This window comes from Rhizorhabdus sp., assembly GCF_018006725.1.
In the GTDB taxonomy this organism is placed as follows: Bacteria; Pseudomonadota; Alphaproteobacteria; order Sphingomonadales; family Sphingomonadaceae; genus Rhizorhabdus.
Map to the genome: position 1 here is coordinate 9,972 of NZ_JAGMXV010000057.1, position 13,331 is coordinate 23,302.

Below are 13,331 nucleotides of genomic sequence, written 5' to 3' on the forward strand. Positions count from 1 at the left end.
ATCGTATGTTCGCTGACAGCGCCGTGCACGATGCCCGCATCATGACAAAGTGCAAGTCCTTCAGCTACGCGCAAGATATTGCGCCAAAACATCTTGCGGCCGGTCGTCGTAAGCAGCCGGCCTTCTCGCGCTCGAACCCTGTGCAATGACCCGCAGATCGGACTGCCAGGATCAACCATTAAGATACCGATCTCTTCCTGGTCCTCGACGATCTCAAGAACCTCGACCAATAACTGGCGCGCACGGCGTGACGACAGAACACGCCGGACACGCCTGAGGCCGTGCGTGATGAGCCGCTTCAGGTCCTCGTCCAGCGGGGTTCCGGTCTTCTTGAACAGACGAAGAAGATAGTCCTCGCCGTCGGCGATGCCGGTGGCAAAACGAAGTTGAGAATTCCAACCTTCGGTGCCGCTCGAAAACGCGGTATCAGCAAACTTGAATCGTGCGTCGAGCGTCGCTTTGCCTTGCATGGTAGCTCGCGCCATAGCGCCGTAATCCATCCTTGAAACAGTACAAATGCGGTGATTCGTATATGATAGCGCAGTATATGCTTTGGGTCAGAGTTATCGACTGCAAAGCGATATTTTGCGCGTTTTCCCAAGCATGCTCTGTGTAAATTGGGGGAGTGGATGGCACCTATTGCAAGCAGCAACGAGATGCGGTTGGACCCGCCAAATCAAGCCAGCATGAGTGGCAATTGATCATCATCGAGCCCTGACCCAACAAACCCCCGAAACAGAGATACCGATTAACCGGATCGGCCTCTTTGGCGGCATAAGTTGCGCTAATAGTTCAAGAGCCAGGCTAGAGAGATCGTCCGCGGTGTCGTTCATGCGTACGGACGTGCTGCGAGTGATCAGCTCGAAATCTGAAAAGGATCGCCGTTTGGCCTCGCGCGCCCGTCGCCTCGCAGTGTTGCCGGACCTTGTCGACCAGTGGGCGCAGTTCGATGGTCAGCGCTTCGTGGTCTGCCAAGTCCCGCGAAACGTGCTTTCGGCGCCGACGGACCTTCGGATTCGGTTGGCACGGACAGGACGCTCGTCAATCCCCCGCGAGATCCAGTAATAATACGCCCCAGCTTTCCCAAAATTGGCGTTCATGAACTCGAGCGACTGATTGCGCATATTCATGCCGGTGAAGATGCCAAGGCCATGCATCTTCGCACTGGTCGCCGGTCCGATTCAATGGAATTTGCCGACTGGGAGATCCTGAACGAAGCTCGGCCTCATCTTTGGCGTGATCACGAACTGTCCGTTGGGCTTCCGTTGGTCGGACGCAAGTTTTGCCAGGAACTTATTGTAAGAGATGCCGGCAGACGCGGTCAGGCCTGTCTCGCTCAGGATCTTGACTCTAATCAAGGTCGCGATCTCTGTCGCGATTGGGAGGCCTTGGATGTTCTCGGTGACATCTAGGTAGGCCTCATCTAACGACAGGGGCTCAATGACGTCAGAATGCTCCGCGAAGATTGTCCGGACGTGTCGAGAGACCTCCTTGTAGACTTCGAAGCGCGGCGGCTTTACGAAAATTAGCTCTTTGCATTGCCGTTTGGCTGTCACTGACGGCAATGCCGACCTAACTCCAAACTTTCGCGCCTCATAGCTCGCTGCAGCTACGACACCGCGCTCTTTCGATCCCGCCCACAGCGACTGGCTTGCCACGCAAGTCCGGATTGTCCCGCTGCTCCACTGATGCGTAGAAGATGTCTATATCGACAGAATGATCTTGCGCTGATGCGGTGCTGGCCCCGTTTGGTAGTCGGTCTCGTCCGTCACGTCGTCGGCCCTATTGGGTCTTCCTTGACGCCGCGAGCGACGACCCGGAGGCTTCCGTCCGGAAGCGGCCTTTGCAATTTCAGTACTTCGTCCGCAGGGGCCGTCATCCAGGTCTCGACTTCATCTGGCGTTGTCAGGATCACCGGCATCGCCTTGGGGTGGATGGCGCCGACCTCGGCGTTGGGCTCCGTCGTGAGGAACGCGTAGAGGTCGTTGGTCGTCTCGCCTTCCTTGACCTTCCGGACGGACGTCCAGTTGGTCCAGATACCGGCGAAGCAGGCGAGGGGACGTGTCTCATCGAGCGCGAACCAGATATCACCGCCCTCGGCCTTGTTGAACTCGCTGAACGAGTTGAACGGCACCACGCAGCGATTTTCAGTCCCCAGCCATCGCGTCCAGTGCTTGCTCTTCACATTGCGGATGTTGGTCGTGCCGCCGTCCGGCTCCATTCGCAGCAATTCCTTGAAATCCACTGCCTTGCCCTTGGCCTGCAGCTTCTCGGCTCGCTTCTTCGTGGCGTCCATCAGCGCCTTTGATGACGACGGCATTCCCCATCGCGCCGTAGCGAGCTCGCGGCCCTCCACTCCGTTGCGCACGATCGGTGCCTTGTAGTCGGGAAAATCCCCCGGCATCGGCGCCAGATTTCCAACGTATCGGTTGACAACGCGGAACAGCGCGTTGATCGCGGCTTGATTGGTCGTGATCGAATAAAGATTGCACATCGGTCAGGATTCGGCTCGAGGGTGGCGCGGCTGCCAGGTCAACTGTAGCAGAGTCGCGGATGGACGCCGGCCGGCCTTGGCACATTTGCGACAGCGCAGCCGGCTGGCGAGATCGTGCACGAAGGTGGTCGGCGGGTGCTTCATCGCGGCCAGGTCGACATCGCTCGGCGTCTTGCAGCGCGCGCACCTGATCTCCAGCCAGGGGAAGCCTCCATTTACGGCCTGATCGATGGTCGGCGACGGATCGATCGGTTCGCCGTCACTCCACATCCGCTCGTTCCAGCTTTCGCAAAGCAGCCTGTCGGCTTGCTGGATCATCGCCCCGCCTTTGGCCCGCATCTCCGCCGATTGGGTCGCCAGCATGCTGGCCATCGCGCGTGCCTTGCCGAGCTCTTTCGCCAGAGCCTTGCGATCGCCGCCCGACAAGGGCGTAGGGTGATACTTCGGGGCCATCCAGACATCCAGGCGCAAAGAGATCGGATCGGCAAATCCAGAGCGGCTACGGCGTCTCGAACGCTGGCCAGCACCCGTCTTCTTCATGCCTGCCGGTGCGCTGCCGGCAGGTATTGTCGAGCAGCCGCTGCGCGACGTCCTTCCAGAGCGCGTTGGCGCCATACAGTCGAACGGCATCAGCGGTCTGGATTTCCACGGTCCGCTCGCAGCGGCGGCAGGAGACGCGCAGCACGTGACGCTGAATCTCGGAAAGACGTCGCTGCCGCATCTGAGCCCCGGTCGTGCCGGCGCGTGCGTCTTTCAGGACCGATTCCCAATATTCGGCCGGGAGGGGGGCATCTGGACCCGCAGCGGGCGGCGCTCGTCTGCGGTCGGCTTCAGCGGCCAATTTTTCCATCTGTTTCGGGGTCGGCATGCGCCAGCTCGCGGGTCGGTCGGTCATGCCCGAATTAGAACATAACAAGAACAAATGTCGAGTCCGGCCAGGCAGGCCGATGAGAAAAATCCCGCTGTGGGGCGGGTCGCGATGTCGGAACCAAGCCCGGTCGTTCGTCTTTAATCCGGCATCAGTAATGGAGTTCCCCGCGATGGCCCCCCGCGCCAACTGGAAAGGCTTCCTGCGTCTTTCCCTCGTCACCTGTCCGGTTGCGCTCTATCCGGCCACGTCGGAATCCGAAAAGGTCTCGTTCAACCAGCTGAATCGAAAGACCGGCCATCGGATCAAGTACGCTAAGGTGGATGCCGATACCGGCGAGGAGGTCGACAACGAGGACATCGTCAAAGGCTACAAGGTCGACACGGACACCTTCATCGAGGTGACGAAGGAGGAGCTAGAGAACGTCGCACTGGAATCAACGCGAACGATCGAAATCGACGAGTTCGTCGACCGCAGCGAGATCGATCCGCGATATCTCATTCGCCCCTACTATCTGCGTCCCGACGGTAAAGTCGGGCACGATGCTTTCGCCGTTATTCGGGAAACCATCCGCGAGATGAACAAGGTCGCGATCGGCCGTGTGGTGCTGACCAATCGCGAGCACATCATCGCGCTGGAGCCGTTGGACAAGGGCCTGATGGGAACGCTACTGCGCTATCCTTACGAAGTCCGTTCAGCTGATGAGTATTTCGACGACATTCAGGATGTCAAAGTCACCAAGGACATGCTTGATCTCGCCAAGCACATCGTCAATCAGAAGGCGGGCCATTTCGAGCCGGACAAGTTCGAAGACCAATACGAAACCGCCCTCATCGAACTGATCAATCAGAAGCGCGCCGGCAAACCCATCACCGCGAAAGCGCGTCCCCGCGGCGAGAACGTGGTGGACCTGATCGACGCGCTGCGAAAGAGCATCGGAAGAGAGGGCGCCTCAGCGACAGAGGCACCCAAGAAATCAGGAAAAAAGCCGCGCAAGGCGGCGGCCGGGCAGAAGGAAATGCTGATGCCGATCGCAGGCAAGAAGCCGGCGAAGGAGGCCGCGGCGAAAAAGCCGGCGGCCAAGCCGCAGCGGAAGTCGGCTTAGGTGTCGTGAAGCATCCGGTGACGCCGGACGGCACTCCTTCGTCGTCCGTGGCAGGCTCTGGCGAATGGCAAATCCGTCTCAACGAGGTCACGCGAGATCATCTCGTCGCCGTCTAATGGCGACCCGGCGGGTAGGTGCGTGCGCCAGGAAGGCGGCCGAGCGCGAGGCCGAAGTAACGGTGCATAGGACCGCGGACGAAGCTAAGCAGGCGCTTGGCGAACGCGGTCCCGTATGGCGGGACGACGGCTCGCCGGCTCTCGATTGCTCTGCAAAGTAGGAGCCATATGGCTGCGGTGAAAAAGACTTCCAGGAGATCGACCTTGAGCGCGGGCATTCTCGCATACCGCAAGGGAGGAGCTCGGGGGCTCGAGGTTCTGCTCGTTCATCCCGGCGGTCCGTTCTGGCGTGAGAAGGATGATGGCGCCTGGTCCATTCCAAAGGGCGAAATCGATGCCAATGATGTTCCGGAGAACGTTGCTCAACGAGAATTTGCCGAAGAACTCGGCCCGAGCGCTTCGATTGGTCCACTCCAGGCGCTGGGGGAGGTCCGACAGCGAGGAGGCAAGCGCGTCATCGCATTCGGCGGCGAGGGACACTTTGATCCGGCAGCACTGACCAGCAATACCTTCGATGTCGAATGGCCGCCTCGAAGCGGTCGACGGCAGAGCTTTCCCGAAGTCGACCGCGCGGAATGGTTTGATATCGAGTTAGCGCGGACCAAGATGCTGTCCGCTCAGGTAGAGTTTCTCGATCGTCTTTTGGCGATCTCGGCTGAGAGCGTCGGGAAATGATGTTCAGGATTGGAGTCATTTCGGACACGCACGGCCTGTTGAGGTCCGAGGCGGAGCGAGGCCTGACGGGCGTCGATCACATCATTCATGCCGGCGACATGGGACGCCCCGAGATCGTCGACGCGCTTCGCCGGATCGCACCCGTCACGGCCGTTCGTGGAAACGTGGACAGTGGCAAGTGGGCTCGCGACTACCCCGACACGAAACTCGTCCGTCTGGCAGGTAAGTCGATCTACGTTCTGCACGACCTGAAGACGCTGAAGACCGATCTCGGCGCCGGCTTCGACGTCATCGTCTCCGGGCATTCCCACGTACCGAAGATCGACACGGTCGGTGGCATTCTCTACCTGAATCCCGGCAGCGCGGGACCTCGGCGTTTCAAGCTGCCGATCACGTTTGCGACGCTCGAACTCACGCCTGACGGCATGCGACCGGAAATCCACGACCTTGGAGGCGAGTGAGTGTCGGCGGAGAGTGCATCAATCCTTTTTGCCGGCTTTCGCCGAAGGGAAGCTACTTGCGCGGACGTTCTCGCTCACGCACGACATCCTTCGCCCGCTTGTCGGACCTGAGCCCGAGGTAGACGGGCTGGCGCAGTTCGCCCTTGCTCGTCCACTGCGCAAATTTGACCTCGGCGACCAACGAGGGCTTGACCCAGGTCGTGGCGGCCTCGTCCTTCACTTTGGCAGGGAAGGGTGATTTCGGGATCGTCAGCTTCACGAGCTTGGCGTGGAGGTCTTCCAGGACCTTGTGGCTGAAGCCAGTGCCAACATGTCCGATATAGCGCCATGTGTCGTCTTCCCGCACGGCGAGGACCAGGGCGCCGAAGTATGGTCTTGTACGCCTCGGCGCCGTGAAGCCCGCGATCACCACTTCCTGCCGCTTTGCTGTCTTGATCTTCAGCCAATCCGCCGTCCGGCTTCCGGACGCATACGCGCTGTCGGCGCGCTTCGCCATGACGCCTTCCAGACCCTTCCGCTCGGCCTCGGCGAAGAATTTCATGCCGTTCGCTTTGCGGTGATGGCTGAAGGCGATCAACTTGTCGCGCGGCAGTATTGCCTTCAACCGCTTCTTCCGCTCGAGGAGGGGGTGGTTGCGCAAGTCCGCTGCGTTCTCAAACATGAGATCGAAGGCGCAGTACAGCAGCTTCGCCTCATGGCGCAGCGCGTTTTGAAGCAACTGGAAATGTGAGACGCCATCCTTACCGATCGCGACAAGCTCACCATCGATCACGGCGTCGCCCTTCACGCCCTCCAGCGCTTTGGCGACCTCAATATAGCTGCGGCTGATTATCTTGCCGTTGCGGCTGTAGAGCGCAACTTTGCCCCGCCGGATTTCCGCGATCATCCGGAAGCCGTCGTACTTGTCCTCGAAAACCCAGCTGGGGTCGTCGAACGGCGCCTCGGTAAGCGTAGCAAGCATCGGCTGCAGGCGCTTGGGCAGGGTCGACATCCGGCTCATTCAAGGCCAATCCTTAAGAGCGCGTTGCGAAATGCATGGACGTCCTTCAAGGATTGGGGAACGCTTCGGGGCCGCGTCGTGTTCCGCAGGCATGGTGGCGTGCGAGACGTTGACGATCGACGAGGGCGGATCAGACCGATGGCCAGAAAACTGAAGACCTATCAGACCTCGCTGGGCTTCTTCGATCTGGCGATCGCCGCTCCCTCCATGAAAGCGGCCCTCGAAGCCTGGGGCGCTGACAGCAATCTCTTCCACCAGGGCGCGGCGAAGGAAAGCGACGATCCGGACGTCATCGAGGCGACTATGGCTGCGCCGGGCATCGTTCTGAAGAGACCCGTCGGCTCCAACGGGCCATTCAGGGAGCATGCCGAGCTACCTACCGACCTTGCCAGCGGCAGCTCAAAGAAGACAGGCCGCCGTCAACCGCGGAAGCCTTCTAAGCGGGCCCACGACGATGCGGCCGACCGGAAGGCTGCACTTGCTTTAGAGAAGGAGCAGATGCAACGGGAGCGCGAACGTGCCAAGGAGGAGGCCGTCCGGCAGAAGGAGCGTGAGCGACGGCAGCACGCCGTCGACAAGGCGCAAAGTGCCTTGGACGCGGCCCGTCGCAAGCACGAAGAAAAGGCCGCTGACATTCAACAACAGCTCGAAGTTCTTGAGGAAAGCGCGCGGGACGAGGAAGCGCGTTGGGAAAAGGAGAAGGCCCGGTTGGAAGTCGCGTTACGACGCGCGCGAGGCTAGGTCTCAAAGTGCGACCATCTCGTGTCTTAGCGTTAACGCCTGATTTGCCGCCGAGACCGGAAATTGCCAGACTCTAAACTGCCAAGTCGCGAGCCTTAGCAGTTGCGCTCTTCCCGCAAGATGCGCTCCAGATCATCCTCGAAGATATTTTGCGTTGCTTCAAAGAGAGCCAGGAGCTTCAGAGCTTCTGCGATGTTTGCGCCACCCTTGCGGACCATCCGTTGCTGCCCTTTCGACGATCTGACGTCCTTTGGCAACATGGTGACGGGCAAGGATGACACGTTCGGAATAATGAGACATTGGTGGCTCCTGCTGCAGGCGGGAGCGCGATTGGTCTCTCAGTCACCGGTGCCCGCGGGCAGAGTGCCTTTGCCGGTGATGACCAGATCATACTCCGTTTCGCGAATTCGGACACTGTCCAATTCAAGCAGGTCAATCTTGAATGGTGGGTCTCGAGCGGGCGCGCTCAGACTGGGCGCTCGCTGGTAACTATCGGTCGGAAACCGCCCGCCCTGCGGCCTCATTGACCTTTGCGCGGTCCCGCCTGTCCTCCGGAGACAGCTCCATAACCGCTCGATGGAGCTCCGCAGGGATCGTCAGCGGACTATCGAGCGGCTTTTCCGCCCACTCCCAGAAGCGGTCAAAGGCATCCATTACAGATCCTCCCGAAGCCCCCTGAAGAAGGGATGACGGACTTTTCCCTCCGCTGATTTTGCACGGTACTCTATCTCGGCCAGCAGCTTGGGCTCGACCCAGATTCCTTTGTGCGCAATCCGCTTTGCATAAGGCTGCGTCTTGCGGATCAGCGGCTTCAGACGCTTCTGAAGGTCGGCGGCTGATGCCTTGTCGAATCCATGGTCCACCTTCCCGGCGTATATTAGATCGTCGCCCTTACGCCGGCCGACGTAGATGCCGTCCCACTTCGTTCCATCGAGCGCGAAACCCGCAATAGTCAGGGTCTCACGCTGCACGCAGGTCTTCTTGACCCAGTCATTCGTGCGTCCGGCCGGATAGGCGCCGTCCCGGACCTTCGAGACGACACCTTCGAGGCCAAGCTTGCAGGCGTGCGCAAACATCTCGCGGCCGTCTATCGCGAAGCTTTCGCTGAACTGGATGTCGGTGCCGGTCAGGATCTTCTTGAGTTCGGCCTTGCGCTGAAAAAGCGGTAGCTTCCGGATATCTCGGCCGTTCAGATAGAGCAGATCGAACGCCACGAGCACGATGCTCCTCGACTTACCCTTGAGCTCGTTCTGCAGGACCGAGAAGTCGGTCGTGCCATCGGCAGCTGGCACCACGATCTCGCCGTCCACCACCGCAGAGTTCGCCTTGATCCGCCAGGCGTCATGAGCGACCTTCTTGAAGCGGTGCGTCCAATCGTGGCCGCGCCGGGTGGAGATCTTCGCCGTCTCGTTGGCCAGATGGACCTGAACACGGTAGCCGTCGAACTTGATTTCGTGGATCCAGCGCTCTCCCGACGGCACTTTCTCTGTCGAGGATGCCAGGGCCGGTTCGATGAAGGCGGGGAAAGGCGCCTTGACGCCGATAGCCGCCGGCTTGTTACGCTGAAACGCCACTGAAGAACTCCACGCTACAGCCGATTCAAATTGGCACAGTTCGAATCGTTCCGGAACCTGCGAATCCCTGTCGCGTTGCTTCGATGTCCCAACAGGAGGCACCGATGGCGGCAGCGAAGAAGAGCAAAACGGCGCGCGGACGAAAGCAGGACCGGGCGCGGGTGGCAGGCGGGCAGGACTACGAAGTGCAGTACGAGGCGAAGAAGACCGGAAAGTCGGCGCCGGCGGTGAAAAAGGCCGTCAAAAAGGTCGGCAACGCGCGCAAGCGGGTGGAGAAACGGCTAGGCCGCTGAGTAGCAGACGGGTCGGCGTCGGTGCTTAGCGCGGGTCCTCCTCGTCAGGGGGGCATTCTGGGCAGGTATCGCCAATCGAGTCGAGCACGTCGTGAAGCGCGGCCTCCGCGGCTTGACGGGAGACGTCTGCTGGCGGGTCTCGACGGGCAATATCGAAGGCTCGCTCTCGTGCATGCGGATCGGCGCGGTCCTGCATCCAACCATGCTCTTCGCATTCGCGGATGGCGCCCGCTTCCTGGAGCACGTGGATCGCCCAACCCTGCAGTGTCCGTATCGCCGGCCTTCGCTCACTGGTCATCAGCATTGAATAACTCCGAATACACGAATCTAGTGGTCCGCCGTTTGTTCCGGCTGCTAACACAAGGCTGGGATTCTCAGTCAGCAGAGGACAAGGTTTTCGCCCGTTCTGAGACCACTGTGAAATTGCCAGGCTGTTCTCGCAGGATTGCCAGCATCACTTTCGCTCAAGTCTTTTAGTGGTTGTGCGCGTGCGGCCAGGGCCGCACCGGGCTCTCGTGAACCGAGCCGCGCCGCGTCTCGGCCTGCGGCTTCGATCCCTCGCGCCAGAGCTTTGGTGCTCCTCGCCGGGGGCACTCGGAAAAGGGGCTCGCCTGCGGCGATCGTTATCACTGCCCCGTTCCCGGGTGCCCTTTTAACCGGTCTCGTCGCTGCACTCGGTCCCGCGTGCCGCCTTCGGCGTCGCTATGCTCACGCTCCTGCGGGTGCCATTTCTCTTGGGGCGATGCGCCCCTGGCGCACGCCGGATCAGGCCTGCGGCCTAAGGCAAGAAGCTGAGAGTAAGAGTGCAGGCTGGTTTTCCGTGACGGGTTACAATCTGCGAGAGAGGCTCGCGGTGCCCGTCGCGGAGACCCGCGATGTCAAACCCTAATGCTTGCGCGCGCGCCGGCCAGGACCGGGCGAACCTCTACAACGAAATCACCGACAAGATCATCGCCGAGCTTGAGGCCGGACGCGTCCCCTGGGTTCAGCCCTGGGGTACTGCCGCGGCGAAAGCGCCGCTGGCCATGCCGAAAAATGCGTCGACCAACCGGCAATACAGTGGTGTGAACATCCTCATCCTCTGGGGAGTCGTGATCGAACGCGGATTTACCGGTCAAAGTTGGCTCACTTTCCGCCAGGCACTCTCTCTTGGCGGCCACGTTCGCAAGGGAGAGCGCGGGACTACCGTCGTCTACGCGGATCGTTTCGTGCCGAATGATGAAAAGCGCCGCGCCGCCGAGACCGGCGAAGACGCGCAGGCGATCCCGTTCCTCAAGCGATTTACCGTTTTCAACACCGATCAGTGCGAGCAACTGCCCGACGACATTGCCACCGCTGCGCCGCCGCCGCCGGCCGGCCTCATCGAACCGACGGTCGATGCCCTGATCACGGCCAGCGGAATTCCATTTCGGATCGGTGGAGATCGCGCATTCTATGCAACAGCCGAAGACTATGTTCAGGTCCCGCCGCCGCAGGCCTATTTCGAACCCATCAACTGGCACCGTACGGCCTTGCATGAACTCGGTCATGCGACTGGGCACCCGTCGCGTCTCAATCGCGACCAGAGCGGATCCTACGGTACCAAGAAATATGCCTTCGAAGAGCTGGTCGCCGAATTGAGTTCCGCGTTCAGCTGCGCGTCGCTAGGGATCGTCCCCACCGTGCGCCATGCCGACTATATCGGCTCCTGGCTCGAAGTCCTGCGTGAAGACAATCGCGCCATCGTGCGGGCCGCCTCGCAGGCGAGCAAGGCCGCGGACTATTTGCTCGGTTTCGTTCCCGGGTCCATTGAGCCCGCATCGCTGGATTCGGCTGTCGCCGATCACGAGACGGCGTGATGCCTGGCCTCGCGCGAGAGTGAGAGGAGGGGAGGCTGTTCGCGACGGGTTGGAAGCCGAGAGAGAGTCTCACGGCCACCCGTCGTGGAGAGCCAAAATGACGAAAGCCGTACAAAAGATCACGCTGTCCCCTTCTCGGGACATTCCCTTCAACAAGCTCGTGCTCGGCCAGTCGAACGTTCGCCGCGTCAAGGCCGGTGTCTCGATCGAGCAGCTAGCCGAGAGCATCGCGCAGCGTACGCTTCTGCAAGGTCTGAGTGTCCGGGCCGTCGTCGATGCAGATGGCAACGAGACCGGCATGTTCGAGGTGCCAGCGGGCGGCAGGCGCTATCGCGCTCTCGAGCTCCTGGTAAAACAGAAGCGGATGTCAAAGACGCAGGCGGTGCCGTGCGTTGTGCGTGAAGGGGGCATCGCCGAGGACGATTCGGTGGCGGAGAACGATGAGCGGGTCGGCCTGCATCCGCTTGATCAGTTTAGGGCCTTCCAGACACTCCGCGATCTCGGCATGAGCGAGGAAGACATTGCCGCGCGTCATTTCGTGAACCCTGCAATCGTCAAGCAGCGCCTGCGCCTGGCGTCGGTCTCGCCAAAGCTGCATGAGGTCTATGCCGAAGACGGCATGACCCTCGAGCAGCTCATGGCGTTCTCGGTCACGGCCGATCACGCCCGCCAGGAGCAAGTCTGGGAGAATGTCAGCCGCTCCGGTTATGACGAGCCATACCAGATCCGCCGGCTGCTCACGGAGAACACCGTGCGCGGTTCCGATCCCCGGGCCCAATTTGTGGGCCTCGATGCCTATCAGAGCGCGGGTGGCGGCGTTCTGCGGGATCTGTTCGAGCACGACGACGGCGGCTGGCTTCAGGACGTCGTCTTGCTCGACCGCCTCGTAACCGAGAAGCTCAAGGCCGAAGCTGAGACGATTGCTGCCGAAGGCTGGAAGTGGATCTCGGTCGCCGTAGATTTCCCCTACGGTCACACTCAAGGCCTACGACAAATCGAAGGCAAGCCCGTCGATCTCTCGCCTGAGGAGCAGGCCACCATCGATGCGCTGAACGCCGAGCAAGCCAAGCTGGAAGTCGACTACCGGGATGCCGACGAGTTGCCCGACGAGGTCGATCAGCGTCTCGGCGAAATCGAGTCGGCCCTGGCTGCATTCGAAGACCGGCCGATGCTTTACGAACCGGCGGAGATCGCCCGAGCTGGTGTCTTCATCAGCATCGACTCCGAAGGACGCCTCGCCGTGGACCGGGGTTACGTCCGGCCGGAGGACGAGGTGCCGGCAACTGATCCTGATGTCGGGCAGGGCGCCGATGCGTCGTCGACCGAAGGTCTTGAAGTGGGCCCTTCCGTCCAGCGCACGGTCATCGCGGTCGCAGGCGGCGCTGCTGATGCCGAGGAGGATGATGAGGACGCGACCAAACCTTTGCCGGATCGTCTCATCATCGAGTTGACGGCGCATCGTACACTTGCATTGCGTGATGCGTTGGCGGGAAATCCAGCGGTCGCGTTCCAGGCAGTTCTGCATAACTTCGTGCTGACGGCCTTTTACCGGTTCGCATCGTCCGGGAGCTGTCTTGAGATCAGCCTTCGCACGCCGAACTTTCCCGCCCAAGCTCCGGGGCTGAGGGAAAGCGTCTCGGCCAAAGCAGTCGAGGCGCGACATGAGGTCTGGAAGGCACGGTTGCCAAAGAGCGAGAACGATCTCTGGGATGCGCTGACGGCTCTCGATGGTGGTGCACAGGCGTCGCTGTTCGCCCACTGTGCGTCGTTTGCGGTCAACGCCGTCCATGAGCCAGCCAATCGCTACAATCAGGGTCGCGTCTCCGCCCATGGCGTTCGCACGCGTCTCGACCAGGCCGATGTGCTGGCGCGCGCGGTCGGGCTCGACATGGTGCAGGCCGGCTGGCGACCGACCGTCGACAACTATCTCGGCCGGGTTACCAAGCCGCGTATTCTGGATGCCGTGCGGCAGGCCAAGGGCGAGTCGTCGGCGCAACTGATCGACCATCTGAAGAAGGCCGACATGGCCAAGGAGGCTGAACGACTTCTGGATGGCTCGGGTTGGTTGCCGGAGCCGTTGCGTCTCCTCGATCCCGATGCGGCGTCAGAGCAGGAGAGCGAGGCGGGCCGGCTGCCCGAATTCCTCGCCGACGAGGAGGATCAGGA

General features: G+C 61.0%; 18 protein-coding genes. 7 read left to right on the top strand and 11 right to left on the bottom strand.

The window, feature by feature from the left end; genetic code table 11:
• The 7 genes from KAY22_RS10240 to KAY22_RS10265 all read right to left on the bottom strand — a co-directional run.
• The coding region (locus KAY22_RS10240) for a hypothetical protein (RefSeq protein ID WP_296622950.1) at positions 1 to 485 on the bottom strand (485 nt) is incomplete at its 3' end.
• Between the two features lie 219 nt (positions 486 to 704).
• Positions 705 to 833: a hypothetical protein gene (locus tag KAY22_RS10245; protein WP_296622951.1), complete on the bottom strand. Its 129-nt coding sequence runs from the start codon at positions 831 to 833 to the stop codon at positions 705 to 707.
• 348 nt (positions 834 to 1,181) lie between these two features.
• Positions 1,182 to 1,556: a DNA polymerase IV gene (locus tag KAY22_RS10250; protein ID WP_366514079.1), complete on the bottom strand. Its 375-nt coding sequence runs from the start codon at positions 1,554 to 1,556 to the stop codon at positions 1,182 to 1,184.
• Positions 1,557 to 1,593: 37 nt separating this feature from the next.
• Positions 1,594 to 1,686 (bottom strand): hypothetical protein, encoded by a 93-nt coding sequence (locus tag KAY22_RS27930; RefSeq protein WP_366514080.1) that lies wholly within the window; start codon positions 1,684 to 1,686, stop codon positions 1,594 to 1,596.
• An 82-nt stretch (positions 1,687 to 1,768) separates the two neighbouring features.
• Entirely contained in the window at positions 1,769 to 2,404 is a 636-nt protein-coding gene (locus tag KAY22_RS10255) for an SOS response-associated peptidase family protein (protein WP_366514081.1), read from the bottom strand.
• 93 nt (positions 2,405 to 2,497) lie between these two features.
• Positions 2,498 to 2,947, bottom strand: a complete 450-nt coding sequence (locus KAY22_RS10260) for a hypothetical protein (protein WP_006022635.1) — start codon at positions 2,945 to 2,947, stop codon at positions 2,498 to 2,500.
• A 46-nt stretch (positions 2,948 to 2,993) separates the two neighbouring features.
• Positions 2,994 to 3,335, bottom strand: coding sequence for a hypothetical protein (locus KAY22_RS10265; protein WP_296622967.1), 342 nt, complete (start codon positions 3,333 to 3,335; stop codon positions 2,994 to 2,996).
• 199 nt (positions 3,336 to 3,534) lie between these two features.
• Here KAY22_RS10265 and KAY22_RS10270 point away from each other — a divergent pair, with 199 nt between their 5' ends.
• From KAY22_RS10270 to KAY22_RS10280, 3 genes are all read left to right on the top strand, one after another.
• Positions 3,535 to 4,467 (top strand): Ku protein, encoded by a 933-nt coding sequence (locus KAY22_RS10270; protein ID WP_006022633.1) that lies wholly within the window; start codon positions 3,535 to 3,537, stop codon positions 4,465 to 4,467.
• A gap of 320 nt (positions 4,468 to 4,787) precedes the next feature.
• Positions 4,788 to 5,258 (top strand): NUDIX domain-containing protein, encoded by a 471-nt coding sequence (locus KAY22_RS10275; RefSeq protein ID WP_006022632.1) that lies wholly within the window; start codon positions 4,788 to 4,790, stop codon positions 5,256 to 5,258.
• Positions 5,255 to 5,719, top strand: coding sequence for a metallophosphoesterase family protein (locus tag KAY22_RS10280; protein ID WP_006022631.1), 465 nt, complete (start codon positions 5,255 to 5,257; stop codon positions 5,717 to 5,719). Before KAY22_RS10275 ends, KAY22_RS10280 begins: the two co-directional genes overlap by 4 nt.
• 52 nt (positions 5,720 to 5,771) lie before the next feature.
• Here the strand turns inward: KAY22_RS10280 and ligD (KAY22_RS10285) are convergent, their stop codons facing one another.
• A complete protein-coding gene (ligD, locus tag KAY22_RS10285) occupies positions 5,772 to 6,710 on the bottom strand; it encodes a non-homologous end-joining DNA ligase (protein ID WP_296622971.1) in 939 nt (312 codons plus the stop codon).
• A 147-nt stretch (positions 6,711 to 6,857) separates the two neighbouring features.
• Between ligD (KAY22_RS10285) and KAY22_RS10290 the strand changes: the two genes are divergently transcribed.
• The gene (locus KAY22_RS10290; protein WP_006022629.1) at positions 6,858 to 7,460 is read left to right on the top strand and encodes a hypothetical protein; all 603 of its coding nucleotides are present in this window, start codon (positions 6,858 to 6,860) and stop codon (positions 7,458 to 7,460) included.
• Between the two features lie 95 nt (positions 7,461 to 7,555).
• On the opposite strand, the gene KAY22_RS10295 is transcribed toward KAY22_RS10290, so the two are convergent.
• Positions 7,556 to 7,732, bottom strand: coding sequence for a hypothetical protein (locus tag KAY22_RS10295; protein ID WP_296622974.1), 177 nt, complete (start codon positions 7,730 to 7,732; stop codon positions 7,556 to 7,558).
• A gap of 381 nt (positions 7,733 to 8,113) precedes the next feature.
• Positions 8,114 to 9,034 carry a non-homologous end-joining DNA ligase gene (ligD, locus tag KAY22_RS10300; RefSeq protein WP_006022626.1) on the bottom strand — a complete coding sequence of 307 codons (921 nt, stop codon included), beginning with the start codon at positions 9,032 to 9,034 and terminating at the stop codon, positions 8,114 to 8,116.
• A gap of 104 nt (positions 9,035 to 9,138) precedes the next feature.
• Between ligD (KAY22_RS10300) and KAY22_RS10305 the strand changes: the two genes are divergently transcribed.
• A complete protein-coding gene (locus KAY22_RS10305; protein ID WP_006022625.1) occupies positions 9,139 to 9,327 on the top strand; it encodes a DUF3606 domain-containing protein in 189 nt (62 codons plus the stop codon).
• 25 nt (positions 9,328 to 9,352) lie between these two features.
• On the opposite strand, the gene KAY22_RS10310 is transcribed toward KAY22_RS10305, so the two are convergent.
• Positions 9,353 to 9,631, bottom strand: a complete 279-nt coding sequence (locus KAY22_RS10310) for a hypothetical protein (protein WP_006022624.1) — start codon at positions 9,629 to 9,631, stop codon at positions 9,353 to 9,355.
• Between the two features lie 571 nt (positions 9,632 to 10,202).
• On the opposite strand from KAY22_RS10310, the gene KAY22_RS10315 reads away from it, so the two are divergent.
• Positions 10,203 to 11,165 (top strand): zincin-like metallopeptidase domain-containing protein, encoded by a 963-nt coding sequence (locus KAY22_RS10315; RefSeq protein WP_024337240.1) that lies wholly within the window; start codon positions 10,203 to 10,205, stop codon positions 11,163 to 11,165.
• A 97-nt stretch (positions 11,166 to 11,262) separates the two neighbouring features.
• A partial coding sequence (locus KAY22_RS10320; protein ID WP_296622989.1) for a ParB/RepB/Spo0J family partition protein occupies positions 11,263 to 13,331 on the top strand: 2,069 nt, incomplete at its 3' end.

Coding starts and splice junctions, on each gene's coding strand:
- KAY22_RS10280 (WP_006022631.1), top strand. CDS start 5,255: ATGATGTTCAGGATTGGAGTCATTTCGGACACGCACGGCCTGTTGAGG.
- KAY22_RS10290 (WP_006022629.1), top strand. CDS start 6,858: ATGGCCAGAAAACTGAAGACCTATCAGACCTCGCTGGGCTTCTTCGAT.
- KAY22_RS10305 (WP_006022625.1), top strand. CDS start 9,139: ATGGCGGCAGCGAAGAAGAGCAAAACGGCGCGCGGACGAAAGCAGGAC.
- KAY22_RS10255 (WP_366514081.1), bottom strand. CDS start 2,404: ATGCCGGGGGATTTTCCCGACTACAAGGCACCGATCGTGCGCAACGGA.
- KAY22_RS10245 (WP_296622951.1), bottom strand. CDS start 833: ATGAACGACACCGCGGACGATCTCTCTAGCCTGGCTCTTGAACTATTA.
- ligD (WP_296622971.1), bottom strand. CDS start 6,710: ATGTCGACCCTGCCCAAGCGCCTGCAGCCGATGCTTGCTACGCTTACC.
- KAY22_RS10260 (WP_006022635.1), bottom strand. CDS start 2,947: ATGGCCCCGAAGTATCACCCTACGCCCTTGTCGGGCGGCGATCGCAAG.
- KAY22_RS10270 (WP_006022633.1), top strand. CDS start 3,535: ATGGCCCCCCGCGCCAACTGGAAAGGCTTCCTGCGTCTTTCCCTCGTC.
- KAY22_RS10315 (WP_024337240.1), top strand. CDS start 10,203: ATGTCAAACCCTAATGCTTGCGCGCGCGCCGGCCAGGACCGGGCGAAC.
- KAY22_RS10310 (WP_006022624.1), bottom strand. CDS start 9,631: ATGCTGATGACCAGTGAGCGAAGGCCGGCGATACGGACACTGCAGGGT.